The 24791-nt window shown below is 74.9% G+C and carries 21 protein-coding genes and 2 pseudogenes; 8 read left to right on the top strand and 15 right to left on the bottom strand.

The features are described 5' to 3' along the window. The first annotated feature begins 5 nt into the window (after nt 1-5). The 3 genes from meaB (at nt 6) to KMS84_RS24200 (ending at nt 2524) form a co-directional block, all read left to right on the top strand. Nucleotides 6-1016 carry a methylmalonyl Co-A mutase-associated GTPase MeaB gene (gene meaB, locus KMS84_RS24210; protein ID WP_256918540.1) on the top strand — a complete coding sequence of 337 codons (1011 nt, stop codon included), beginning with the start codon at nt 6-8 and terminating at the stop codon, nt 1014-1016. A 150-nt stretch (nt 1017-1166) separates the two neighbouring features. Further along, on the top strand, nt 1167-1676 hold the full coding sequence (locus tag KMS84_RS24205; RefSeq protein WP_256918539.1) for a carboxymuconolactone decarboxylase family protein: 510 nt from the start codon (nt 1167-1169) through the stop codon (nt 1674-1676). A gap of 125 nt (nt 1677-1801) precedes the next feature. Continuing rightward, entirely contained in the window at nt 1802-2524 is a 723-nt protein-coding gene (locus tag KMS84_RS24200; RefSeq protein WP_256918538.1) for a FadR/GntR family transcriptional regulator, read from the top strand. A gap of 75 nt (nt 2525-2599) precedes the next feature. Here the strand turns inward: KMS84_RS24200 and KMS84_RS24195 are convergent, their stop codons facing one another. Next, nucleotides 2600-3469: an SCO6745 family protein gene (locus KMS84_RS24195; RefSeq protein ID WP_256918537.1), complete on the bottom strand. Its 870-nt coding sequence runs from the start codon at nt 3467-3469 to the stop codon at nt 2600-2602. A gap of 71 nt (nt 3470-3540) precedes the next feature. Further along, nucleotides 3541-3705: pseudogene (locus tag KMS84_RS24190) on the bottom strand (substrate-binding domain-containing protein); the annotation flags it as partial. Nucleotides 3706-3763: 58 nt separating this feature from the next. Between KMS84_RS24190 and KMS84_RS24185 the strand changes: the two are divergent. Then, complete coding sequence (locus KMS84_RS24185) at nt 3764-4306, top strand: hypothetical protein (protein WP_256918536.1); 543 nt, start codon at nt 3764-3766, stop codon at nt 4304-4306. A 44-nt stretch (nt 4307-4350) separates the two neighbouring features. On the opposite strand, the gene KMS84_RS24180 is transcribed toward KMS84_RS24185, so the two are convergent. Both KMS84_RS24180 and KMS84_RS24175 read right to left on the bottom strand, forming a co-directional pair. Further along, on the bottom strand, nt 4351-5478 hold the full coding sequence (locus KMS84_RS24180) for a zinc-dependent alcohol dehydrogenase family protein (protein WP_256918535.1): 1128 nt from the start codon (nt 5476-5478) through the stop codon (nt 4351-4353). A gap of 59 nt (nt 5479-5537) precedes the next feature. Beyond that, nucleotides 5538-5891, bottom strand: coding sequence for an ArsR/SmtB family transcription factor (locus KMS84_RS24175; RefSeq protein WP_256918534.1), 354 nt, complete (start codon nt 5889-5891; stop codon nt 5538-5540). A gap of 160 nt (nt 5892-6051) precedes the next feature. On the opposite strand from KMS84_RS24175, the gene KMS84_RS24170 reads away from it, so the two are divergent. Further along, entirely contained in the window at nt 6052-7032 is a 981-nt protein-coding gene (locus KMS84_RS24170; protein WP_256918533.1) for a quinone oxidoreductase family protein, read from the top strand. Between the two features lie 83 nt (nt 7033-7115). Here the strand turns inward: KMS84_RS24170 and KMS84_RS24165 are convergent, their stop codons facing one another. Next, nucleotides 7116-7616, bottom strand: coding sequence for a GNAT family N-acetyltransferase (locus tag KMS84_RS24165; RefSeq protein WP_256918532.1), 501 nt, complete (start codon nt 7614-7616; stop codon nt 7116-7118). Between the two features lie 137 nt (nt 7617-7753). On the opposite strand from KMS84_RS24165, the gene KMS84_RS24160 reads away from it, so the two are divergent. Continuing rightward, entirely contained in the window at nt 7754-8266 is a 513-nt protein-coding gene (locus tag KMS84_RS24160; protein ID WP_256918531.1) for a hypothetical protein, read from the top strand. Between the two features lie 380 nt (nt 8267-8646). On the opposite strand, the gene KMS84_RS24155 is transcribed toward KMS84_RS24160, so the two are convergent. After that, on the bottom strand, nt 8647-10164 hold the full coding sequence (locus KMS84_RS24155) for a hypothetical protein (protein ID WP_256918530.1): 1518 nt from the start codon (nt 10162-10164) through the stop codon (nt 8647-8649). Between the two features lie 519 nt (nt 10165-10683). Here KMS84_RS24155 and KMS84_RS24150 point away from each other — a divergent pair. Both KMS84_RS24150 and KMS84_RS24145 read left to right on the top strand, forming a co-directional pair. Further along, nucleotides 10684-11256, top strand: a complete 573-nt coding sequence (locus KMS84_RS24150; RefSeq protein WP_256918529.1) for a dihydrofolate reductase family protein — start codon at nt 10684-10686, stop codon at nt 11254-11256. Between the two features lie 123 nt (nt 11257-11379). Further along, on the top strand, nt 11380-12042 hold the full coding sequence (locus KMS84_RS24145; RefSeq protein WP_256918550.1) for a GAF and ANTAR domain-containing protein: 663 nt from the start codon (nt 11380-11382) through the stop codon (nt 12040-12042). A gap of 97 nt (nt 12043-12139) precedes the next feature. Here the strand turns inward: KMS84_RS24145 and KMS84_RS41275 are convergent, their stop codons facing one another. From KMS84_RS41275 to KMS84_RS24100, 9 genes and pseudogenes are all read right to left on the bottom strand, one after another. After that, nucleotides 12140-12604: an STAS domain-containing protein gene (locus tag KMS84_RS41275; RefSeq protein WP_308287978.1), complete on the bottom strand. Its 465-nt coding sequence runs from the start codon at nt 12602-12604 to the stop codon at nt 12140-12142. Between the two features lie 4 nt (nt 12605-12608). Beyond that, nucleotides 12609-13907 carry a PP2C family protein-serine/threonine phosphatase gene (locus KMS84_RS24135; RefSeq protein ID WP_256918528.1) on the bottom strand — a complete coding sequence of 433 codons (1299 nt, stop codon included), beginning with the start codon at nt 13905-13907 and terminating at the stop codon, nt 12609-12611. Next, nucleotides 13907-14710 carry an alpha/beta fold hydrolase gene (locus KMS84_RS24130; RefSeq protein WP_256918527.1) on the bottom strand — a complete coding sequence of 268 codons (804 nt, stop codon included), beginning with the start codon at nt 14708-14710 and terminating at the stop codon, nt 13907-13909. The genes KMS84_RS24135 and KMS84_RS24130 overlap by 1 nt, the downstream gene beginning before the upstream one ends. Nucleotides 14711-15028: 318 nt before the next feature. Continuing rightward, the gene (locus KMS84_RS24125) at nt 15029-17353 is read right to left on the bottom strand and encodes a S9 family peptidase (protein ID WP_438818977.1); all 2325 of its coding nucleotides are present in this window, start codon (nt 17351-17353) and stop codon (nt 15029-15031) included. Then, nucleotides 17326-19110, bottom strand: coding sequence for an N-acetylglutaminylglutamine amidotransferase (locus tag KMS84_RS24120; RefSeq protein WP_256918525.1), 1785 nt, complete (start codon nt 19108-19110; stop codon nt 17326-17328). Before KMS84_RS24120 ends, KMS84_RS24125 begins: the two co-directional genes overlap by 28 nt. Before the next feature lie 118 nt (nt 19111-19228). Further along, nucleotides 19229-20398 (bottom strand): carboxylate-amine ligase, encoded by a 1170-nt coding sequence (locus tag KMS84_RS24115; protein ID WP_256918549.1) that lies wholly within the window; start codon nt 20396-20398, stop codon nt 19229-19231. A 305-nt stretch (nt 20399-20703) separates the two neighbouring features. Further along, nucleotides 20704-22860, bottom strand: a complete 2157-nt coding sequence (locus KMS84_RS24110) for a SpoIIE family protein phosphatase (protein ID WP_256918524.1) — start codon at nt 22858-22860, stop codon at nt 20704-20706. Nucleotides 22861-23055: 195 nt separating this feature from the next. Then, nucleotides 23056-23775, bottom strand: a pseudogene (locus tag KMS84_RS24105) (SDR family oxidoreductase). A gap of 43 nt (nt 23776-23818) precedes the next feature. Beyond that, nucleotides 23819-24502 (bottom strand): HemK2/MTQ2 family protein methyltransferase, encoded by a 684-nt coding sequence (locus KMS84_RS24100; protein WP_256918523.1) that lies wholly within the window; start codon nt 24500-24502, stop codon nt 23819-23821. Between the last annotated feature and the right edge of the window lie 289 nt (nt 24503-24791).

Below are 24791 nucleotides of genomic sequence, written 5' to 3'. Positions count from 1 at the left end.
CGGCCATGGCGATCGACCTCGACACCTATGTGAAGGGCGTGCTCGACGGCAAACGGGCGCTGGTCGCCCGCGCGATCACGCTCGTGGAGTCCACCCGTCCGCAGCACCGGGCGCTGGCGCAGGAGCTGCTCACCGCGCTGCTGCCGCACAGCGGCCGGGCCCGGCGGATCGGCGTCAGCGGGGTGCCGGGCGTGGGCAAGTCGACGTTCATCGACGCGTTCGGCACCATGCTGACCTCGCTCGGGCACCGGGTGGCGGTGCTCGCGGTGGACCCGTCGTCGAGCCGCACGGGCGGTTCGATCCTCGGCGACAAGACCCGGATGGAGCGCCTCGCGGTCGATCCGGGCGCGTTCGTGCGCCCCTCCCCCACCGCGGGCACCCTGGGCGGGGTCGCCAAGGCGACCCGCGAGTCGATCGTGGTGATGGAGGCGGCCGGCTACGACGTGGTCCTCGTCGAGACGGTCGGGGTGGGGCAGTCGGAGACGGCGGTGGCCGACATGGTCGACTCCTTCCTGCTGCTCACCCTCGCCCGCACCGGCGACCAGTTGCAGGGCATCAAGAAGGGCGTCCTGGAACTGGCCGACGTCATCGCCGTCAACAAGGCGGACGGCCCGCACGAGCGGGACGCGCGCGCCGCGGCACGGGAGCTGGCGGGCGCGCTGCGCCTGATGCACGGCAAGGACGCCGTGTGGTCACCGCCGGTGCTGAGTTGCAGCGCCCGGGAGTCCGCGGGTCTGGACACCGTGTGGGAACGCCTGGAACAGCACCGCACGCTGCTCGACTCCACCGGGCGGCTCGCCGCCAAGCGGCGCGAGCAGCAGGTCGACTGGACCTGGAGCATGGTCCGCGACGAACTCCTCGGGCGTCTGCACGCCGATCCCTCGGTGCGGGCGCTCGCACCGGTCCTCGAACAGCGGGTCAGGGACGGGGAGTTGACGGCGACGCTGGCCGCCGAGCGCATCCTGGAGGCCTTCGGCTCTCCCGGCGACCGGGGCGCGCCGGAGGACCGGCGGTGAGGGCGGCGACGCCGTAGCGTGCTCGACGCGGGCCGTCGCGACGCGTCCGGGCCGCCCGCGCGAGGTCGGTCCGTGCGCGACCGACGACGTCCCGGCGTGTGCCACGTCCGTCCCCGCGGACGCGGACGATCGAGGAGGAGACCGACGCCCATGGAGTACCCCGACCTGACCGCGCTCCCCGCCGACGTGCGGGAGATCGCCGAGGAGCGGTCCGCCCTCAACGTGTACCGCATGGTGTTCCACTCGCCCGCTCTGGCTCCCGCGCTGGTGCGGCTGGGCGACGCGATCGCGCGGGGCGCCCTCCCGCATCCGCTGCGCGAGCTCGCCGTGCTGCGCGTCGGACACGTCTACGGCGCGGCCTACGAGATCCACCACCACGAACGGATCGGCCGGAGCCTCGGACTGGACGAGGCCGGTGTGGCCGCCGCCAGGACCGGTTCGCCGCAGGGACTGTCGGCGCAGCAGGCGGCGGTCCTCGCCGTGACCGACCGGCTGCTGGAGCGGCACGCTCTCACCGACGCCGAACGGGCGCGGGCCCTGTCCTTCCTCACCGTCGAGCAGTTCTCCGACCTGGTCCTCACGGTCGGCTTCTACCAGTTGGTCTGCACGTTCCTGAACACCTTCGAGGTGACGACCGAGGGCGAGAGCGCCCCCGGCTGACCCCCGCGCGCTGCCGCACGCCGCTCGTCGTGACGCCCGGCGTCGGGCCGCGGATCGTGGGGCGCCGGTTGCGCCGTATCATCGAGGCCACTCTCGGCGTCCGAGGGGGGGGGGAGGAGTGTGCGGTGTCGCTGACGGACAAGGCCATCGAGCGGATTCGTGAGCTGATCCGCACCGGCGCCCTGCCCCCGGGGTCGAAGCTTCCGCCGGAGGCGGATCTGGCGGCCCAGCTGGGCCTGTCCCGCAATCTCGCCCGCGAGGCGGTCAAGGCCCTGGCCGTGGCGCGGGTCCTGGAGGTCCGCCGGGGCGACGGCACCTACGTGACCAGCCTCCAGCCCAGCCTGCTCCTGGCGGGCCTGGGCGGGGCGGTCGAGCTGTTGCAGGGCGACTCCGCGGCCCTCCAGGACCTCATGGAGGTACGCCGGCTTCTCGAACCGGCCGCCACCGCCTTGGCCGCGACCCGGATCTCGGACGACCAACTGGCCGAAGTGAAAAGCCACTTGGACGCCATGCGCGAGGCCCGTGACGACGTCGAACTGCTCAACGCGCACGACGCCGCCTTCCACCGCGCGGTCGTCGCCGCCACAGGCAACGAAAGCCTGCTGACCCTGCTGGAGGGCGTCTCCGGCCGCACGCTGCGGGCGCGGATATGGCGCGGGCTGGTCGACGACCAGGCCGCGGGCCGGACCCTCGCCGAGCACGAGGCGATCTACGCGGCGCTCACCACCCGCGACGCGGCGTTGAGCCAGGCGGCCGCGCTGATGCACGTCAGCAACACCGCGCAGGCCCTGAGGGAGCATCTGCGCTCGCACCGGCCCCTCCCGCCGGGGACGCCCGCCCCGCGGTGACGAGAGGGCCGCGGCCCTCCCTTCCCCTTTCCGCTTCCCACCCCGGCCGGCTCGCCGCCCGGGCGTCCGGCCGGGTCAGCGCTTGCCGATGAGATCGGCCGGGAACGCGCCCGCGGTCGCGGCCGATCGGGCGAACGCCGAGGACAGGGCCGTCAGACGGGCCACACCCTGCGCGCCGAGGTGCTCGTACGGAGCCAGGTCGAGGCGGTCGGTCTCCCGCTCGACGTCCTCGCGGAGCGCGACGCCTTCCCCGGTGAGCTCGCCCTCGCCGTCCAGCAGTCCGCGCTCCCGCAGGCGCTCGACCGCCGCGTTCCAGTCGTCCTCGCTCCAGCCCCGCGTGGCCAGCACCCATGTGGGCGTCATGCCCCGGCCCGTGGAGGTGTGCGTGACGATCGCCTCCAGCCCGTCGAGGCCCGCGGACGTCAGCACGGCCAGGTGGCCGTCGCCGCGGTGCTCGCGCAGCAGGGTCGCGGCGTGCCAGTACGCGAGGTGGGGCTCGTCGGGGACGGGCAGGTCCGCGTGGGCCGAGTACAGCGGCCGGGCGCCGCGCGCGCAGGCCTCGGCGGCGCGCAGCGCCAGCCCGGCCGCCTCCGCCATCTCCGCGGAGTCCAGGGCCTCCTCCCCCAGCAGCCGGCGCAGCGTCGCGTCGACGGCGCGCAGCCGGGCGGCGAGGACGTCGGCGGGGTCGGCGACCGACCACACGGCGGGCACGTGCCGGGCCACGAGGTCGTGCCTGTAGTTGTAGAAGGCCGCCGTCACCGCCCCCGCCCCGACCGGCCCGAGCGCGGCCGCCCGGGTGGCGAAGTTGACGGCCCGCGGATGGGTGATCCCGAGGGCGCCCATTTCCCGCCCGAGATCGGGCGAGAAGTAGTGCGTGGCGTGCAGGGAGTTGAGGGGGTGGTGACAGCGTCGACCGGCGAGCGGCTCGAGGGCGGAGGTAGTCATGCCCGGCACATTACCGACCGGTCGTTATGTCGACGCTCCGGGGGGCGCGCCCGGGGGTCCGGCCCGTGGTGTCAGTCGTGGGCCGCGGACGTCGGGGCGGGGCCGGTGCTGGCGCGCAGGGAGACGGGCGGGGCGAGGAGGTGGTGGCGGGGCGGGGCGCCGGGGTGGTCGAGCCGCTCGACGAGGAGGTCCACGGCGAGCCGGCCCATCTCCTCGGCCGGCACGTCGGCCGGGGCCGCGGCCGGGCTGACCCGCACCCGCCCCTACCAGATCAACGAGTACGCCACCTCGGCCATGCAGTCCCCGGGCGGCGGCGCCTGGTTCATCGGCCGCCTGGAGCGCGCCGGCGCGGACGGGCTGCGCGGCAACTGGGCCTCGGGCGGGAATCTCCACGACTACGCCGCCAACCTGCTCGCCAAGGACGACGCGGGCCGGTACCTGCCGCTCGGCGAGTGGTTCGTGTACCGCTACTACGCCTCCCAGACCGGCAGGATCGTCGAGCTCGTTCCGGAGGCGGGCATCGACGGCCTGGCCACCAAGGACAACTCCGCCAGGAACGCGAAGGTCCTGCTCGGCAGCGACGGCGCCGCCGGCGCCGTCACCGTCCGCCTGACCGGGCTGGACACCACGTCGGTGGTGGCGAACGGCGGGGTGCGGGCCGTCGTCCGGCGCGTCCCCCACCACGGGGGCGCGGCGGTGGCCGGTCCGCAGACCGTCTCCGACACCGTGCTCGGCGTCAGCGGCCACGCCGCCGCGCTCACCCTGGCGTGGTCGAACGCCGAGGACGCCTACACCGTCACCCTGCTGCCGCCCGACGGCGAGGAGGGCGCCGACTAGACGTCCCCCTCCCGTCGACGCCGCCCCCGTCGGTCCCCCGGCGCCTACGAGGAGGCGTCCGCCGCCGTGCTCGCGTCCGTGCCCGGCAGGGTGACGACGATCTTGCCGAAGTGCCGGCCGCCCTCGAGGTGACGCAACGCCTCCTGGACCCGTTCGGCGGGGAGGACGGAGTCGATCACGGGGGTGATGCCGTGTTCGTCCACGAAGGCGGCCAGTTCTCCGAGCATCTCCAGGGAGCCGGTCTCGATGCCGTGGACGGTGACGTTCTTGGTGACGAACCGGTAGACGTCGACGGTCGCCGAGCGTCCGGCGATGAGGCCGATGAAGCTGATGCTGCCGCCCACCTTGACCGCTTCCAGCGAGCGGTTCAGGTTGTCGCCGCCGACGGTCTCGACGACATGGTCCACGCCCTCGCCGCCGGTCATCCGCAGCACCTCCGCCGCGAGGTCCTCGGTGCGCCGGTAGTTGATCGTGCGGTCGACGCCGAGCGCGCGGAGCCTGTCGAGCTTCTCGTCGCTGCCGGAGGTGACGATGGGAGTGGCGCCCAGGGCGAGCGTCAACTGCGCGGCGAACAGGGCGACTCCGCCGGTGCCGTGGACGAGGACCGTCTCGCCCGGCCGGACCCGGCCGCGGCGCCCGACGGCGTGCCAGGCGGTCACCCCGGCGACGGGCAGCGTGGCCGCGTGCACGTCGTCGAGGCTGTGTGCGGTGCGCACCGCCTCGTCCTGCTCGACGAGCACGTACTCGGCGAGCATGCCGCGGTTGACCGGCCCGCCGACCGGCGACACATAGGTGTCCTCGGTGAGGGGACCCGACCGCCACCGGGGCAGGAACCCGGCCGAGACCCGGTCGCCCGGCCGCCAGCGGGTCACCTCGGAGCCGATCGCGGCGACGGCGCCGACGCCGTCGGAGACCGGCACCACGTCCTGTGCCGGCGTCCAGTGGTCGACGCCTCCCACCACCAGCAGGTCGCGGTAGTTGAGCGACACGGCCGACATCTTCACCAGCACCTCGGTCGGACCGGGCGTCGGCACGGGCACGCGGACCGCGGACAGCCGGTCGATGCCGTCGCCCCTGGTCGTCCACGCGGTCATCTCCTGCGGCGTGCGGGGCGTCGAGGGCATGGCGACGTCCGCGGGTGTGGGGGCTTGTCCGGGCACGTGTGCGTCCACCGTTCCTTCGTGTCGTCCGGGGTCGTCCGGCGCGCGGCGCGCCGGCGTTCGGTGCGTCGTCACTCGGCGTCGCCGACGACGTCGTCCGCGAGGAGCAGGGCGAGCAGACCGGGGAAGCGCGCGTCGAACTCCTCGCGGCGCAGGCGGTTGACCCGCTTCGCGCCCTCGTCGCGCTGCTCCACCAGACCGGCGCCGCGCAGGACCGCGAAGTGGTGACTGAGCGCCGCCTTGCCGACGGGCACGTCGAAACTTCCGCAACTGCGCGTCCAGTCGGCGGAGTTCGCCAGCTCGCGGATCAGGGTGATGCGTACGGGGTCGGAGACCGCGGCCAGCGCCGTGAGCACGGACACCTTCCCGGGATCCGTGTGCACCGGGGCCGCGCGGTGCGAACCGCTCGCCGCGTCCTTGGGCATGGCCCTCCCGTCGTCGCCTGTCTCCGGCCGGCCGGCCGTGCGGTCCGAGGCTCGCAACGCGCGGAGCGACCGGGCCGGTTGTCGAGTGTTCGATGGATATCATACAGTCCTGGTGTTCGCTTCTCGTCGAACACTCATCGAAGGGTGCGGTGGTCCCGTCATGCGCGCGATCGAGTTCCAGGAGTACGGCGGCCCCGAGGTGCTGCGGCTCGTCCGGGCCGAGACACCCGAGCCCGGTCCCGGCCAGGTCGCCGTCGACGTCGTCCACGCCGGCGTGAACTTCGCCGACCTCAAGGCACGCGCCGAGGGCTACCGGGTTCCGTCGCTGCCGTTCCGGCCCGGCCTGGAGGTCTCCGGCCGGATCCGGGCCGTCGGCGAGGGCGTCCGGGGGCTGCGGCCGGGGCAGGAGGTCGCCGCACTGGTGGAGGGCGGTGCGTACGCGGAGGTGGTCGTCGCCGACGCCGTCACCGTCTTCCCGCTTCCCGCGGGTGTGGACCTGCGCACCGCGGCCACGCTCCCCACGGTGGTGCCGACCGCGCACGCCCTGCTCCACGAGGTCGGGCGACTGCGGGCCGGGGAGAGCGTCCTGGTGCAGGGCGCGGCGGGCGGCGTGGGCACGGTGGCAGGTCAGCTGGCCAGGGCGGCGGGCGCGGGCGCGGTGTACGGGGTGGTGTCCTCGCCGGCCAAGGCCGCACACGCGCTCGAACACGGCTATGACGAGGTGTTCACCGGCGACGGCTTCGTCGAGGACGTCCGCCGCGCCACCGGCGGCCTGGGGGTGGACCTGGTCCTCGACCCGGTGGGCGGCGACACCCTGCGGCGCGGTCTGGACGCACTGGCCGTCTTCGGACGCCTGGTGTCCTTCGGCAACGCCGGCGGGGCCGAGCCGTGGCAGGCCGGCCAGTCCGAGCTGTACGCGCGGGGCCTTTCCGTGAGCGGCTTCTCCATCCTGACGCTCGCCCGGACCGCGCCCGACGCGCTGCGCGCCCTCGCCGAGCGCTCGTTCCGCACCGTCGCGGACGGCGGTGTGAGCCTGCCGGTCACCGCGGAGTTCGCACTGGCCGACGCCGCCGAGGCGCACCGGCTGATGGGCGGACGCACCTCGACGGGGAAGCTCCTGCTGCGGGTCGCCGAGGACTGACGGCGACGGGGCGCGTCATCGGACGGCGCGCCCCGGCGGCTAGCGGCGGCTCCCGGCGGTGAGCGGCCCGCCGGCAGCGGCGCTCAGGTCGTGCGCTGCATGCAGACCAGTCGCTCGCGCGCGTCCCACGACTCGGTGACGGCGAAGCCGAAGCGCTCGTACAGGGAGACCGCGTCGGCGCGCCACGCCCACACGGAGAGCCGCACCGTGCGCGTGCCGTCGCCCTCGGCGTGCGCGAGCGCGGCGCGCAGGAGGCCGGAGGCGATGCCGCGGCCCCGGTGCGCCGGGTCCGTCCACAGCCGCTTGATCTCCGACCGGCCGTCGGCGGGCGCGGTGAGCACGAGACAGCCCACCGCGGTGTCCCCGGCGAGGGCCGTCAGCACGACGTCGTCGGCGAACGCGGTCCGCGGGTCCGAGATCTCCGCCCGGTAGCGGTCCGGCAGCGCCTCCACGCCGGCGACGGCCTCGCCCTTCTCGGCCTCGGTCCGCAGGTGGTAGGCCGCCAGCAGGGCGGAGAGTCCGTCCTCGGCGGACACGGCCCGGCCCGGCCGGCGGACGACGGCGACCTCGCCTCGATCAGTCATGGCGTCAGCATCACACGCCCCGGCCCGGACCCGTCGACGCGCCCGCGGTTCGTCCGGTCGGCCGGTCCGTCACCCGTGCCGGTGATCGGCCGCCGGGTTCACCCCGGCGGCCGCCGCCCGGCCCCCACTCTGGGAGCATGCGCCGTCCTCTCGCCCTCGCCGCCGTCCTGGCGGCCGTCCTCCTCACCGGAGGCTGCGTCTCCCTCCCGGCCGGCACCGCGCCGCCGCCCCGGCCGGCCCCCGCCGCGGCCCGCACGCCCTCCCCCGTACCGGATCCCGGGCAGGCTCCCGCCCTCACCGCCCTCGTCGCCACGGACCCGAGCGGCACACCGCGGCCGCACGCCCGCCACCGGGGCACGGCGTCGCGGCGGCTCGCGGGCGGGAGTGACGCGCACCACCGGCCTCCGCGCGCCCGGTTGCCGGTCCGACCGCGCGCCGGTGCGGCGCCCGTGCGTCCCGCGCGGCCCCGGTTCGTCGCGCCGACCGGGCCCCGCCGCCACACCGGACGCCCGGCACGGCCCGCGCGCCCGCGCACCGCGCGGCCCCGGCAGCCGCGGCCCACGTACGACCTGCGCACCGTGTGCGGCTGGTCCCACCGATCCCCAGTGCCGCCCTCGGTCCGAGGACTCTGCGACGCCTACGTCGGCTGAGCCGTGGCGGCTCCCGTGTCGGCCGTGGCGGGCGCCGCCGACGGCGCCGCGGCCCGGCGGTGACCGCGTACACGTCGGGGTCGCGCAGCCGGACCACGCCGCCCAGCTCGCGCAGCCGCCGGTACTGCTCGTAGCGTGCGCGCCGGTCCGAGGTCGCGAGCATGTCGATCTCCGTCATCGGGGCGACGGCCACAGGTTCCTCCTCCGTGACGGGCGGCGACGGTCTCGGCCCCGGCCGGGAACCGTCCCCCGTGTTCGCCGGCTTGTTCGAACATGACGCTTCTTCCTGATCTTGCTCGGCGCGGGCGGCGGCAAACCGGTGGCCACGGCCGACGACGCTCCGGCCGGCGCGTCGCGACCGCTGGGCGACGGGCCGCCGCTCACGCCCCCGGAAGGAGGTTCTCGATCACCGCGCGGGGCAGCGACGGGTTGGCGGCCGCCGCCTCGACCACGCGCGGGTCGGCGTCGTCGAGCAGGTCCACGACGACGGCGGGCGGAAGCCCGGGACGGCCGGCGGCGACCGGTCTCGCCCGACTGCTCCTCAGACACGCGAGCAGGGCTTCGGGCGAGGCGTTGGGATGCCGGGCGATCCCGGGGAGCGCCCTCGGCACGGGTGGATCGTGCCGGACCAGCAGCTCCAGCAGCGCCGGACTCGCGTCCGGGTTGACGGCCGCTCCGGCGAGGACCCGGACCCCGTGCCGGTCGACCATGGCGCGCAGGCGCGCCTCGCCGAGGCCGGGGTGCGGGGCGACCGCCCCGACCACCTTGGCGTCGGGGTCGTCGGCGAGCCGGTCACGGACCTCCGGCGGCAGGTCGCGGCGCCGGGCCAGGTGCATGCGGACGGCCGGGTTCGCCGACCGCGCGAGCCGCGCGACCTCGGCCTCGGTCGCCGCCGCGATGCGCGGGAGCGGGGCCGCTCCGCTCCTGACCGAGCCGGCCAGCTCCGCGAACACGTCGAGCGGCACGTGCGGATTGCCGGCGAGCCCGTGCCGTACGTCGAGGTCGCGGTCACGGGCCAGGACGCGCATCAGCGCGTCGTCGATCGCGGGGTTCGCGGCGACGCCGGCCCGGACGTCGGGAGCGGGATCCGCGGCCAGCGTCCGGTACACCGCCGCGGGCAGGTCGCAGCGGTCGGCGAGCGCCCGGCGCAGTGACGTCGAGGGATGGTCCGCGAAGCCGACGACCGCCTCGACGGGTGTCGCCGGGTTCCGCAGGGCCGCCTGCCGTATGCCGTGCGCGGCGGACTCGTGGGACCCGTCGCAGGAGGCGTCCGACGGCGACGCGCAGCCCGAGCGCGGACACCGCCGCTCGTGCGCCGACGGCGTGGCCTCCTGGTCGCAGACCTCGCAGTGGAGCACCGGCGGCAGCCCGTGGCCGGTGGCGAGCGCCGCGAGCACGTCCGGGGGCGTCGCGTCGTTGGCGGCCGCCGAGCGGCGCACGTCGGCGTGCGGACGGCTCGAGAGGCCGCGAAGCGCCCCGGACGTGGTCCACAGCGCGAGTTCGGCGACGACGCACACGTCCGCGTCCGCGGCCAGGGTCTCCACCACGTCGGCCGGGAGATCGGGGCAGCCGGCCAGTCTCTCCCGGCGCGCGGGGTCGGGGTCCGCCGCGAGAAGGCGGGCCCACTGCGGGCTGCCGGCCCCCTCGTCGAGCAGCGCGAGAGCCACGTCCGGCCGTACGACGGGGTCGACGTCGGCGGCGGTCAGCCGGCCCCCGTAGGCGAGCTGCACCCCGCACTCGGGCACCCGCGCGAACAGGGCGACCGCCTGCGCGTGGTCGAGGTCCGCGCGGTCGGCGAGACGCCAGGCGACATCCGCGTCCGCGACCGCGATCAGCCGGTCGACGCACTCGTACGACAGCGCGGGGTTGGCGGCGAGACCGCACAGGACGTGATCCACCCGAGGCATGATGCCCGGCCCGCGGCCCGTCGGCTCGGAATTTCCCCCGCCGTCGGCTCACCCCTCGCGCCTGTCCACCCCGCCTCCTCAGAGCCCGAGTTGACGATCAATCAAAGGTGTTCGGAAGTAGTCGAGTGGTGGTGCGCGGAGCCGATGCTCCCGGAACGGCGGGGCAGTCGCCCTCACCCACAGCGGGCACGGCCTCGTCCGCTGGTCGGTCCAGGGGGCGCTCTACACCGTCGTCCAGGGCGTGGGCCTCGCCCTCCAGCGCCGCAGGAGCGGCCGGGCCGTCGGCGCCGACGCGCGCGGCTGGCCTGCTCGCCCTCGGCGCGACCGGAGGGCGCGGCGGCGCGCCGGTACCGGCGGAGCGCCGACGCACCGTGAACGACCGATGAGTTCCGGGCGGATCGACGGTCGTAGATCATGGCTGGGCGCGGCGACCGCGCGGGCGGGTGAACACCCGCCCGTCACGCACCGACCCGTCCAAGAAGACCGGACACGAGACCCCGAGGACCCACGATGCGCACCTTGATCAGCACCGCTTTCATCTCCCTCGACGGCGTGGTGGAGGCCCCGGGCGGCGAGCCCGGCTACCGCAACGCCGGCTGGACCTCCAAGAACGTCGAGTTCCTCCCGGAGGCCTTCGAGATCAAGGGCCGCGAACAGGAGGAGGCCACCGCGATGCTGCTGGGCCGCACGAGTTACGAGGCGTTCAGCCCGGTGTGGCCCGGCATGCCGGAGTTCGCCGACTACAAGGAGATGCCGAAGTACGTCGTCTCCACCACCCTCGCCGAGGACGACCTGGTGTCCGACTGGGGCGAGACGACGATCCTGCGCTCGCTCGACGACGTCGCCGCGCTGAAGGAGGGCGACGGCGGGCCCGTCATCATCCATGGCAGCGCCTCGCTGAACCGGGCGCTGTCGGACGCCGGCCTGATCGACCGCTACCACCTGCTCGTCTTCCCTCTCCTGCTCGGCGCGGGCAAGCGCCTGTTCAGCGCCACCGACAAGGACGCCCAGAAGCTGCGGCTCGTCGAGCACCAGGCGTACGCCAACGGACTGCAGAAGAACGTCTTCGACGTCGTGCGCTGACGCCGCGCCGCCCTCCACCGTCGGCGACTCCCGCACCGCCGCGTGGCAAGCTGGTCGGCAGGTGTCTCTCAGGGAGGTCGACCGGTGGAGGACGGCGTGGACTGGGCGCGGTTCGCCCAGCAGATGGCGTCGATGGCACGGGATCTCCTGGCACAGGAGTCGGTCGACGCCACGCTGGAGCGGATCACGTCTTCGGCCACGGAGCTGGTCGACGGGTGCGACGCGGCCGGCATTCTCGTGCTGCGCGCCGGCAGGGTGGAGACGCTCGCCCCCACCGACCAGCTGGTCGTCGACAGCGACCGGTTGCAGGAGCGGCTGGGGGAAGGTCCCTGTTTCGACGCCGCCCGGCACGCCGAGGGCGAGCGGGTCTTCCGGATCGCGAACCTCGCCGGCGAGCAGCCGTCCTGGCCGGCCTACGGTCCGCGGGCCCACGCGCTGGGGGTGGGCAGCATGATGGGCTTCCTGCTGTTCACCGACGACGAGGACCTCGGCGCGCTCAACCTCTACTCGCGCAAGGCCGGCGCGTTCACCGAGGCCAGCGAGCTGGCGGGCTGGCTGCTCGCCTCGCACGCCGCGGTGGCCTTCTCCAGCGCCCGGACCCAGGCCCAGCTGGAGCAGGCCGTCGCCACCCGGCACGCCATCGGCGAGGCCATGGGCATCCTCATGGGCAGCCACCACCTGTCCGAGGAGCAGGCCTTCGACGTGCTGCGCCGTTACTCGCAGGAGAACAACGTCAAGCTCCGCGAGGTCGCCCGGCTGATCTGCGAGCAGGGCGGCCTGTCGTGAGCGTCACGTCGGTGGGGCGGCTCCCCCGGCACGTTGTCTGAACCAGAGAAGCCTGGACCGGGTCAGCCCCATGGGAACGCCGCTGGGCCCGGCATGCTCACCAAGTCCCCTGTCCGGGCTGCCTCACACCCTCGCCGGGAACTCCCTCGTCCCACGTCCCGTTGCGCCGGGCGTCCCGGGCGGCTTCCTCGGGGGCCGGGCCGAGGGCCGGGGCGGCGCCGTCGGGCCCCGCCGCGGCCTCGATCGCGGACCGCGCGTCGGGATGGAAGGCGAAGACCTGGTCGAGCCCGACGACGCGCAGGATGCGCAGCGTGTTGCCGGGCACGCCGGCCAGGGCGACGTCGGCCCGGGCGGCCACCGCGTGGTTGCGCGCCGCGATCAGGGCCGTGATGCCGCTGGAGTCGCAGAACTCCAGCCGTGACAGGTCCAGCACCAGGCGCTGCCCCGCACGCAAGGGGGTCTGGGCGATGCGTTCGCGCAGTTCGTGCGCCGTGCCGTAGTCGAGATCACCGACGATCTCGAGCAAGGGACCGGTGAGCGCCTCGCGGGCGACGATCTTCACTGTTTCATCTCCGGTGATCCGTTGCCGGGCGGGGCGACGCGGGAGTGCGGGGCACTCCGACGCAGAGCAGGGCGGTGTCGTCGTCGACGCCGTCGCCGAGGCTCTCCAGCAGGTCCGTCAGCGCTCCCACCATCTCCCGCGGCGAGGCGCCCGCACGGGCGACGACGAAGTCGAGCAGGGCCCGGTCGCCGTACAGCTCCGCGCGGTCGGGGCCGGTGCGCGCCTCGGTCAGCCCGTCGGTGTACAGCAGCAGGGTGTCACCGGGGCCGAGGGTGGTCGTGGCGGGGGTGAAGGACGCGTGGGGCAGCACGCCGACGAGGAGCCCGCCGGGGGTGGGCAGGAAGTCGGTTCCGCCGTCGCCGCGGACGACCAGGGCGGGCGGATGGCCGCCGGACGCCAGGGTGACGGCGACGCGCCCTGTGTCCGGGTCGGGGGTGAGGATCCCGAAGATCGCGGTGCAGTAGCGCGGGTCCCCGCCGGTGTACCGCTCGTGCAGCACCGTGTTCAGGGTGGTGAGCGCGGTGACCGGGTCGGGGTCGTGCAGCGCCGCGGCCCGCAGGGTGTAGCGGGTCAGGGAGGTGACCGCCGCGGCCCTGGGGCCCTTGCCGCACACGTCGCCGAGGAAGAACGCCCAGCGGGCGCCGTCCAGGGCGAAGAGGTCGTAGAAGTCGCCGCCGAGCCGGTCCGGGGCGGCGGTGTGGTAGTACGTGGCCGTCTCCACGCCCGGCACCGTCGGCAGGGTCGCGGGCAGCAGGGACTGCTGGAGCGCCGCGAGGGCCTCCTGGAGCCGGGCGCGGTCGGCCTCGGCCTGGCGGTGCGCGCGCTCCGCCTCCTGCTTGCGGCGCAGCAGTTCCTCTTCGTAGGCGCGGCGGTCGGAGGCGTCGAAGACGGTCGTGCGGATCAGCAGCGGCTCGCCCTCGCTCCCGTGCTTGACCACGGAGGAGACCAGGACCGGTATCCGGCCGCCGTCCGCCTTCCTCATCTCGAGGGCGATGCCGTTGATCTCGCCCTTCATCTGGAGCATCGGCGCGAAGTGCGTCTCGTGGTAGAGCTTGCCGCCTACGGTGAGCAGGTCGGCGAACCGCTTGTGGCCCACCACGTCCCGGCGCTCCAGGCCGAGCCAGCCCAGCAGGGTGGCGTTGATCTTGGCGACGGTGCCGTCCATCAGCGTCGACAGGTAGCCGCACGGCGCCGACTCGTACAGGTCCTCGACGCTGTCCTCCAACAGGGCGCTGAACGCCGCGTCGGTCGACGGCGCGTCCTGCGCCTCGGAGGGTTCCGGTGTCTCTCCCGTCGGGGACATCACCGCAGGCCGCGCACGAAGTCGAGGAGGGCCGCGTTGGTCGCCTCGGGCGCCGACAGCTGGGGGCAGTGCCCGGTGGCCGGCAGGGTCACCAGGGTGGAGCCGGGGATCTCGGCGTGCACGTAGGCGCCGACCTCGCGTGGGGCGATGACGTCCTGGACGCATTCCAGGACCAGGGTCGGCACCGTGACGGTCTTGAGGTCGTCCCGGGAGTCGCTCAGGAAGGTGGTGCGGGCGAAGACCCGGGCCATGTCCGGATCGGTGGCGCAGAAGCTGTTCGTCAGCTCCTCGCCGAGCTCCGGCCGCTCGGGGTTGCCCATGATCACCGGGGCCATCGCGGCCGACCAGCCCAGATAGTTCGACTCCAGGGAGGCGAGGAGCTCGTCGATGTCCTCGGCGCTGAAGCCGCCGCGGTAGCCGTCGGAGTCGATGTAGCACGGAGAGGGCGCCACCATCACCAGCGATCCGATCCGCTCCGGGGCCGCACGCGCGGCCAGCACTCCCACCATGGCGCTCACCGAGTGCCCGACGAGGACCGCCTCACGCAGGTCCAGTTCCTCGCAGACGTCGACGACGTCCTGCGCGTAGCCGGAGAGGGACGAGTACCGCCGCTCCTCCCACGCGGCCGGGTCGGAGCCGCCGGAACCGACGTAGTCGAACAGCACGACGCGGTGGTGCTCCGTCAGTGCGGGAACCGTCAGACGCCACATGTTCTGGTCGCAGCCGAAGCCGTGGGCCAGCACGACGGCCGGTCCGTCCGGTCGGCCGGTGACGCGGATGTTGTTCCTGCGACGGATGTCCATACCAACCATCCTGCCATCACCGCGCAGGCCCCCCGCGTCCCTCGCCCGCCGGCCCGGTCGACGGACGTGTGACACGCGCGGGTCTTGGTGCGGGAGGACGGCGGGAGGCAGGAGGCGGCGCTCGACCTCCCCAGGCATCGCGCCGCCACCTGCCGACCGGCTCCGGCTACCCCGTGATCCGCGCAGTAGTCCCCCTTGTTTCACTTTGCTTGTCACGTGTCGCTCTCTGCTCACTGGTCGCCGCTTGTTGATCGACACTTGTCTCTTTTTGTCAGCCCGCTGCGAGGCGGGCGGCCCCGGGCGCCGCGGCCCGGCGGCTCAGCGGCTCAGGTGGCGTTCCAGCCAGTCGGCGGCGCTGCGGCGGAAGAGCCGTCGGTTGTCCGAGCGCAGGAAGTCGTGGCCCTCGTCGCGCAGGGTGAGCAGTTCGGCGGCGACGCCCCGTTCGCGGGCCGCCCGGACGAACTGGCGGGACTCCTGCACGGGCACGTTGGTGTCGTGCTCGCCGTGCACGGCGAGCACCGGGACCCGCAGCGCGTCGACGCGGCTCATGGGCGACAGGGCGTGCAGCAGCTCGCGGTCGCGTTCGGGGTGGCCGTACTTGTGCGCCGCCGACTCCGCGAGCCAGGGCTCGGTGCCCGCGAAGAACGTCAGGAGGTCCGACATGCCGCAGACCGCGACGCCGGTGCGGAACAGCTCGGGGTGCCACACGAGCGAGGCGAACGTCAGGTAGCCGCCGTAGGAGCGGCCCATCACGGCCAGCCGCGTCGGGTCGGCGGGGCCGGCCGTCACCGCGTGGGCCGCGCAGTCGGCCACGTCCTCCAGCGCGGCGAAGCGGCCGGCCCCCAGGTCGGCGTCGACGAACGACCGGCCGTGGCCGGAGGAGCCGCGCACGTCGGGGGCGAACACGTCCAGGCCGCGCCCGGTGAGCTCGTGGTAGAGCGGATGGAAGACCGGGCGTTCCTGTTCCTCGGGCCCCCCGTGCAGATGGATCACACACGGCGCGGGCTCCCCCGCGCGGCGTCCGGGCGCCCGGTAGTACCAGCCGCTCAGCGGCAGCCCGTCGCGGGCCGTGAAGCGCAGCGGGACGGGCCGGACCGGCGGGCGGCCCGGGGGGACGGCGTCCTCGTCCAGCGACGACCAGGGGGTGCGCAGCAGGGACACCCCTTCGTGGGCCCACCACACCCCGGGCCGGCGCTGCGACCCGGACAGCGCCAGCAGCAGGCGTCCGGCGCCGGCCGCGGTGACGCGGGTGACGACCTCGTGGGGAAGCGGGACGGGTCGCGCCGGCCCCGTCGCGTCGGGGGCGGGCCGCCCGCTGGAGTGCCGCGCCGGGGAGGTCTCGACGAGTTCGAGCTCGCTCGCGCCCTGCGCGTTCCAGGCCAGGGCGGCGGTGCGGCCGTCGTGGGCCAGGGCCAGAAGTTCGAGGTCGCTGCCCTGCCGCTCCGCGACGACGGAGATCCCGCCCGCGGCGCCGTCGTCGTCCAGGGCGACGGCGAGGAGCGCCGCGTACTCCCGGTCGACGTTGCTGCGCAGCCAGAGCGTGCGGCCGTCGGGCGAGAACCTGCCGATCCACGGGTCCGCGTCGGCGACCGGCAGGGCGAACGTCGTCGCCGAGTCGTCCGTGCGGCGCACCACCGCCTCGCGGCGGCCGCGCGGGCCTCGGCGCAGGAGCGCGAAACGCCCGTCGCGGCTGAGGTCGCAGGCGCGCAGGGTGGCCGCGTGCGTCTCGGTGGTGAGCAGCACCGGCGAGGTGTGGCCGTCGGGGTCGATCAGGTACACCGACAGGCCGCCGTCGACGCGTACGGCCGCCCCTTCGGCCGGGACGGCGCCCCCGCGGATCGCGCCGGACTCCTCTCCCGCGTCGCCCACGCCCCGCGCCCCGGCTCCGGTGGCCGTTCCGGCTCCGGTGGCCGCGTCGTAGGAGGCGCGGCCGAGGAGCGTCGCGTGACCTCCCCGGTCCGTCCAGCCGGCGGGCGGGAGGGCCGCCCCGGGGTGGCCGTCGCCGGGGAGGCGGTATGGGGGCGGGCGCCCCGAGCCGTCGTCGAAGGAGGGAGCGGGCGGCGCGGCCACCGTGACGGCCAGGCACGAGCCGTCGTGCGCCCAGCAGCCCAGATAGGCGGTGCTGTCCTGGTCGGCGCCGGCGAGGATGCGCCGGCCGGTGCCGTCGGGCCGCACGCACAGCACCCGGGAGTGCTCGCCGCCGCCGGGCGCCGTGGTGTACGCGATCCAGCGGCCGTCCGGCGACCAGGAGACCTCGGTGACGGGGTCGGGCGTGGAGTCGAGCAGCCGCACCTCGCCGCCGTCGACCGGGCCGGCCCACAGCTGGGGCACACCGCCCCGGTCGCAGATGAACGCGGCCTCGGCGCCGTCGACGCCGGCGGAGGGGTACCAGCAGCCGTGCGAGCGCAGCCGGCTCACCGCGTCCCGGGGGCCGGCCGCGTCGGGGAGCGCCACCGGGGGCGGAGCGGCGGCGCACGCGGCGCCGCGCTCGTCGGCGTCCGGGGGCGGCGGGTCCGCGGGCCACGCGAAGGGCGGCCCGAACGTCGCCGTGCGGACGTCGCCGGGCGGCGCCGCGGGCGGCGCGCCGTACGCGGTCCGCCCGTCGCGGTCGTCGGTCACCTGATTCCGTGCGTCTGAAGCCATATCTCCAGCAAAGCCATCTGCCACAGGGCGTTCGCTCCGCGCTTGGTCCGGTGCTCGTCGGGCGCCGCGAGCAGTTCGGCGACGTAGGACTCCTGGAACAGCCCGCGCTCCCTGGCCTCGGGGGCCCGCAGCGCCTCGCGCACGCGCTCCAGGACCGGACCGGCCATGTGGCGGATCGCGGGGACGGGGAAGTAGCCCTTGGGGCGGTCGACGACCTCGCGCGGCAGGAGCTTGCGGCCCGCCTCCTTGAGGACGCCCTTGCCGCCGTCGGCGAGTTTGAGCTCGGGCGGGCAGGCCGCGGCCAGTTCCACGAGCTCGTGGTCGAGGAAGGGCACGCGGGCCTCCAGGCCCCAGGCCATGGTCATGTTGTCTACGCGCTTGACGGGGTCGTCGACGAGCATGACGTGCGTGTCCAGGCGCAGCGCCGCGTCGAGCGCGGTCTCGGCGCCGGGAGCCGCCATGTGCTCGCGGACGAAGCGTCCCGACACGTCGTCCGGGGGCAGCATGTGCGGCTGGAGGATGCGGGCGAAGTCGGCGTGCGGCCGGTCGAAGTAGGTCTCGGCGTACTGCCCGGGTTCGTCCTCCCTGGCGACCGCGGCCAGCTGCGGGTACCAGTGGTAGCCGGCGAAGACCTCGTCGGCGCCCTGACCGCTCTGCACGACCTTGACGTCCTTCGACACCTGCTCGGACAGCAGGTAGAAGGCGACCACGTCGTGGCTGGTCATCGGCTCGCTCATGGCGGCGATCGCGCCGTCCAGGGCCGACGACACCCGGTCGGAGGGCACCATCAGGCGGTGGTGGTCGGTGGCGAACTCCCGGGCCACGAGGTCCGAGTAGCGGAACTCGTCGCCCTCCTCGCCGCCCTCGGACTCGAAGCCCACGCTGAACGTCATCAGGTCGCGCTGCCCCTCGTCGGCGAGGAGCGCCACGATGAGGCTGGAGTCCAGGCCGCCGGAGAGCAGGACGCCGACCTGGACGTCGGAGACCATGCGGCGGCGCACGGCGGTGCGCAGCCCCTCCAGCACCGCGTCGCGCCACTCGTTGGCGCCCATGCCGGCGTGCCCGGGGCGACGCGTGTACGAGGGCTGCCAGTACCGGTGGTCGCGCTGGGTGCCGTCGGGTTCGACGATCCTGACGGTGGCCGGGGGCAGTTTGCGCACGCCGTTGAGCACCGTGCGCGGCGGCGCGACCGTGGCGTGCCAGCTGAGGTACTGGTGGACGGCCGTCGGGTCGAGGGAGGTGTCCACGTCGCCGGCGGCGAGGAGCGCGGGCAGCGACGAGGCGAACCGCAGGCGGTCCGGCGTCCCGGACAGGTAGAGGGGCTTGATGCCCAGCCGGTCGCGGGCCAGGACGACGCGGCCGGTGCGGTGCTCGACGAGCGCGAAGGCGAACATGCCGAGGAAGTGCTGGACGCAGTCGGCGCCCCACTGGAGGTAGGCCTTGAGCACGACTTCGGTGTCGGACGTGGACGCGAAGCGGTGGCCGAGCCCGCGTAGTTCGTCGCGCAGCTCCCGGTAGTTGTACACGCAGCCGTTGAAGACGCCGGTGATCTCGCCGCTGGGGTCGGTCATCGGCTGGGCGCCGAGGTCCGACAGGTCGATGATCTTCAGCCGTCGGTGGCCCAGGGCCACCGCGCCGCGCGTCCAGAGCCCGTGGCCGTCGGGTCCCCGGTCGGCGAGGCGCTCGCTCATGCGCTCGACGGCCGCCGGATCAGGGCGTCGGCCGTCGAAGCGGATCTCTCCGCTCAGACCGCACATGGCGTACCGCCTCCTTTCGACGGACAGGCGTGAGCCCTGGTCGTGCTGCTGGACATGACGAAGCCCTTTCTGAGCAGTCTGGTGGGCAAGGACACGGCTCGCCTGCCGGGCGGGGCCGTCAGCGGCCGACGACCGGGGACAGCGCCCGGGCGCCGGCGGCGGAGCGCGCGCCGTCCGCGGGCACGGGCCGTGCGGCCCTGCGGGCTCCGCGCTCGCCGCGCGTCTCGGCGACGAGCATGTCGACGCAGGCCAGCAGGTCCTCCTCGTGGGCGGCGCGGCGGATGCGGCGGGCGGCGCTGCCGTCGACGAGGGCCTGGTGCGCCAGCGTCCGCACCGTCTCCCAGTCCCCGTGGGCCTCCAGCGCGGGCCGCAGCCGGACGAGCATCCTGCGCACCACCTGCTCGGCGGGCGCCTCGCGGCGGGTCTGCGGGTCCACGAGCGTGCCTTCGAGACCGGACCGGGCGGCACGCCAGGCCGCGCCGCGCAGCCACTCGTGCCGGCCGGCGCAGTGCGGCTCCCGGCGGGCGGCGAGCCGCTCGCGGGCGTCGGCGACCAGGGCGCGGAACAGCCCGGCGATGAGCACGACCGTCTCCGCGCGCGGGCAGGCGTCGCAGATGCGCAGTTCGAGGGTGCGCAGATGGTCGGAGGGGCGGACGTCGTAGTAGATCATCCCGGGGTCGCTGATCACCCCGGACCGGACGAAGTCGTGCACGGCGGCGTCGTACTCGGCGGCGTCCGCGTAGCATCCCGCCGGTCCCGCGGTGGGCCAGCGCTGCCAGAGCAGGGTGCGCCAGCTGGCGTAGCCGGTGTCGGCGCCCTGCCAGAACGGGGAGCTGGCGGAGAGGGCGAGGAGGACGGGCAGCCAGGGCGCCACCGCGCACATGGCCCGGACGGCCGTGTCGCGGTCGGGGACGTCGACATGGACCTGTGCGCCGCAGATGAGCTGTTCGTCGGCGACCTTGCGGTATTCCTCGCTCATGTGGAGGTAGCGCGCGTCGGCGGTGGGGCGGGCCGAGGCGGCCGGGGCCAGCGGGGCGGTGCCCGCGGCCATCACGGCGAGCCCGGACTCCGCGGCCGCGCGGTCGAGCCGCCGTCTCGTCTCGGCCAGGTCCGCGTGGAGGTCGTCGAGTGAGGTGTGCACACCGCTGTTGGATTCGACCGTCGACTGGTGCAGCTCGGTGGTGAAGGTTCGTTTGGGGAGTCGTCGCAGTACGGCGTCGGCGCGCGGCACCAGGAGCCCGCTCTCGACCTCCAGGACGTGGAACTCTTCTTCCACTCCGATACGCATGCTCACGTTCGCTCCTCGGATATGCCCGAACGTCCGCTCAGAGGTCGGACCCGTGTGCTGGGCGGATTCGGCGGCTGATTGCGCGGACCGAGTTCCCCACATACCGTCACATAATCTCCGCAGCGTGCACGTCTGTCGCGGGTCCTTCTCAGACGAGCATGCCGGGTTCGGGCCGTCCGGGCGCGGCGTCAGGGCCGTCGCGGGATGCCCCACGGCACGGACCTCCCCCGCCCGACCGCGAGTCCCCGTCTCCCGGCCGTCGAATCGTCCGCGTGCCCACCGATCGCGTTCCCCGGGCCACGCCGTCACGGCCGCGTGCCGTCCGCTTCCGGGGGCTGCGCGGCACCGGGCAGCGGGTCGTGGCGGAGCAGGAGGAGCGCGATGTCGTCGGTGCGCTGCCCGATGGCCTTGCCCCGCGTCAGCAGGTCGTCGATCAGCAGTTCCGGGTCACGGCCGTCCACCGCGTCGAGATGCCGGGCCAGGTCGGCGATGGAGTCGTCGAGGTCCACGCCCGGCGTCTCGATCAGGCCGTCGGTGTAGAGGGCGAGCAGGGCCCCCGGGGTCACCGCGATCTCGGTGACGGGGAAGACGGCGTCCGGATCGATGCCGAGGAGGGGGCCGGGGACCAGCGCGACCGGCGCGGCAGCGCCGCCGGGGGTGCGGAGCAGGGGCGGCGGGTGACCGGCGCTCGCCAGCGTCACGCGGCCCTCGGCCAGGTCCAGGTGGGTGTAGAGGCAGCTGGTGAACAGGTCGGGCGCCAGGTCGGTGAGCAGCCGGTTGGTCCGGGCGAGCACCTGGTCGGGTGACGCGCCCAGGGTGGCGTGGGCGTAGACGCCGGTGCGGACCTGCCCCATCAGCGCGGCGGCGGCCACGTTGTGCCCCTGGACGTCCCCGATGACCGCGGCCGCGGCCGTGTCGCCGAGCCGGATCAGGTCGTAGAAGTCCCCGCCGATGTCCATCCCCCGGGTGGCGGGAACGTAGCGGGCGGCGACCCGCAGGCCGGCGACGCGGGGCAGGGTGCGGGGGAGCAGCGCCTGCTGGAGGCCGTGGGCGAGCGCCAGCTTGGTGTCGTACAGGCCGGCCCGGTCCAGCGCCTGGGCGACCAGTCCGGCCAGGGAGGTGAGCACGGCCCGTTCCTCGGCCGGGAACAGGTGCGGCTGATCGTAGGACAGGACGCAGCAGCCCACGGGACGTCCGGAGATGATCAGCGGCAGGAACGCCCAGGCCTGCTTGCCGCTGACCAGCGGCGCCTCGGGATAGACGCGCCGCATCTCCCCGGGATCGGCGAAGAACGCGGGGATGCCGCTGCTCAGCGCGCGTCCGGCCGGTGTGAAGTCGGTGTCGAGCGGCAGTCCGTCCAGACGCTCGACGGTCTCCCGGCTGTAACCGCGGTGCCCCGTGATCCGCAGCCGGCCGGCGTCGGCCCTGGACAGCACCAGCCCCTGCGCGCCGAAGGCGGGCATGATCTGGTCGGCGACCAGGTCGATGACGTCCTGGACGCCGACGACCTCGGTCAGGGCGGCCGCCAGATGGGTGAGCTGGTAGAGCCGGCCGGCCCGGGCCGGCGCGACGGCGCTCGGGGAGCGGACGGCCTCCGCGACGGCCGGGGGCCGCTCGCCGCTGGGCAGGATGCGGGCGCTGATGCCGCTGGCGTCGGGGTAGAGGTGGATGTCGAGCCAGTGGCCGGGCGGGCGGCACACGGTGAACGACACCGGCTCGCGGCTGATCACCGCCGCCCGGTAGCGGTCCTCGTAGGTCGGGTCGTCGAGCCAGCGCAGGGACTGCCACGGCAACGTGCCGAGCAGCAGCCCGGCGTCGGAGCCCAGCAGTTCGCAGGCGCCGGAGCTGAGATAGGTGAAACGGCCTTCCAGGTCCAGCGCGCAGCTGCCGCCGGGCAGGCGCTCGGCGAAGTCGGCGGCGGCCGGCGCCGGACCGCCCGACCGGCCGGTCCCGGCGGTCACGACGCGGGGTCCGTCGCCGCCGGCCGGAACGCGGCCGTGCGCGTCGGCGTCGTCCAGCAGCCGGGCGAGCCGTCCGCAGCTGGACGTGATGTTGCCCCTCTCCCGCGCGGTCATGTACGGCGGACGGGAGGCCGGCCAGATCAGCAGCAGCGAGCCCCAGCGGCGGCCGCCGGACACCGGGGCCGCGACCAGCGCCAGCGGAAAGGGCAGCACCATGGCGGTGCGCGGGTAGGAGCGGGCCATCTGCTCCTGGCTGCCGACCCACACCATCCGGTCCTCGCGGACCGCCTCGGCCACCGGCGCGGGAGAGGCGGTCGCGACGCGCGCCCACGGCGCGGCGAACTCGGCCGGCGCCCCGCACAGCAGGCCGAGACGCAGCAGCCGCCCGTCGGGCTCGAGGAGGAAGAGCGCGCCGATGGACGCGCCGGTGCGGCGCACCGTCTCCGCGAACTCGGCGTCCAGCTCGCCGTCGCCGACGGCCGGGTCGGCCGCGCTGGTCACGAGGCGCCTCCAGCGTCGGGAGGGAGAGGTCCGCGGACGGCCGGGACCGGCCTTCCGCTCGCCAGGGGTGCGTTCCGGGCGCGCGGGGCGGGCCCCGGGCCCGCCCCTACGAGGACGCTACGCCCCCGGCAGGCGGTCGGCACGCCGTCCGGCCCGGGCCCACGCCGGGACGGGGCGGGCGGGGGCGGCGCCCTGTCACGGCAGGGGGGTGCCGCCGGTGGCGTCGAGGATCTCCGCAGTGAGGTAACCGACGCGGGAGGAGGCGAGGAAGAAGGCGAGGAAGACGTAGGCGGGCGCCATCTCGGCGGGCTGGGCGGGCCGCCCCAGCGGGGACTGCTTGCCGAACTCGGACGTGTCCGGCATCGTCGCCGGGATCAGCGGCGTCCACACCGGGCCCGGGGCGACCGCGTCGACCCTGACGCCGTCCTCGGCCACCGTCTGCGCGAGCCCCTGGGTGAACGTGACGACGGCCCCCTTGGTCATCGCGTAGTCCAGCAGGTGCGGGCTGGGCTTGCAGGCCTGCACCGACGTGGAGTTGATACCGAACTCCCGCACCGCCCGGTCCACCAGCGCACGGCACTCGTCCTCCGAGCGGATGTCGCGGGCCACCGCGACGGCCCTGCGGCCGGCGCCCTCGACGAGGGCCGCCGTCTCCCGGGCGTCCTGCTCCTCCTCGGGCAGGTGGGTGAAGAGCACGTCGGCGCCCTCCCGGGCGAACGCGAGCGCCACCGCCCGGCCGATGCCCTAGTCGCCGCCGGTCACGACCGCCGTGCGGTCGTGCAGGAGGCCACTGCCCTCGTAGGACTCCTCGCCGTGGTCGGGCGGCGGGTCCATGGGGCCGGTCCAGCCCGGATGCTCCTGGTCCTGGTCCGGGAAGTCGGGGCGGGGGTGCTTGCCGGTGGGGTCCTCGGTCACGTGTTTCCTCCTCGGTGTCACGCGCTCACGACGGCTGCGGCCCTCAAGCGCGTTCGGCGCGCACGACGACCAGTTCCTCACGGTCCTCGCCGCCGTCGAGCAGGCCCTGCTCGACGAGCCACCGCCGCCGCGCGCGCAGCACCGGACCGTGGGGCACGGCCGCGCGGTCGGTGACCGTGGCGCTCAGCCCGGCGTCGGCCAGGCGCTCCAGGGTGGCCGAGGTGCCGCAGAGGCTGGAGTGGACGAGCAGCAGAGCGCCCCCGGGGTTCAGGACCGAGGGCGCCTCCGCGCAGATCCGGTCGATGAAGGCGCGGCCGTCGCGGCCCGCGTCCCACGCGCGGGCGATGCCGCGGCGCGGCAGCGTCTCGTCGGGCGACGGGACGTAGGGCGGATTGCTCACCACGAGGTCGTAGGAGCGCCCGGGCACGGCCGCGGTGAGATCGCCGCGGTGGAACCGGACCCGCTGGCCGGCCACGAGGGCGTTGACGCGTGCGGTCAGGACGGCGAGCCGCGAGATGTCGACCGCGGTCACCCGGGCTCCCAGCCGGGCTGCCTGCACGGCGAGGGCCCCCGAGCCCGTCCCCAGGTCCAATACCTCGGTGGCCGCGCCGATGCTCTCGCGGGACAGGGCGCGCGTCAGCAGCCGGGTGTCCCACTGGGGGGCGTACACGCCCGGCGGGGTGAACGTCGGAACCCCGGGCCGAGGCGCCCATGCATCCGCCGTCATCGCCTTCTCCGTTCCGCAGGGCGCCCCTGAGGGGACGCGGTCTTCCGCCCCCACTGGGTGCCCAGCCCCGGGCGCCCCACACACGCCCCTCGCGTCCCAGCGGCGGCCCCGTGCCCCGTGCGCATGCCGCCTCGACGGCCGGGACAGCCGCTGGACGCAAGGCGCCCCAACGGCAGGTCAGAGGGCTGATCCGGTGCGTCAGGGGGTGAGAAAGCCCTCCTGCGGGGGACTTGGTTTCGACGGACGCCACCGGCTCCTCGCTCCCTCGAACCCCGCACTCCCCCACCCC

This window comes from Streptomyces hilarionis (assembly GCF_024539675.1).
Lineage (GTDB): Bacteria > Actinomycetota > Actinomycetes > Streptomycetales > Streptomycetaceae > Streptomyces > Streptomyces hilarionis.
This window is presented reverse-complemented; position numbering and strand designations above follow the sequence as displayed.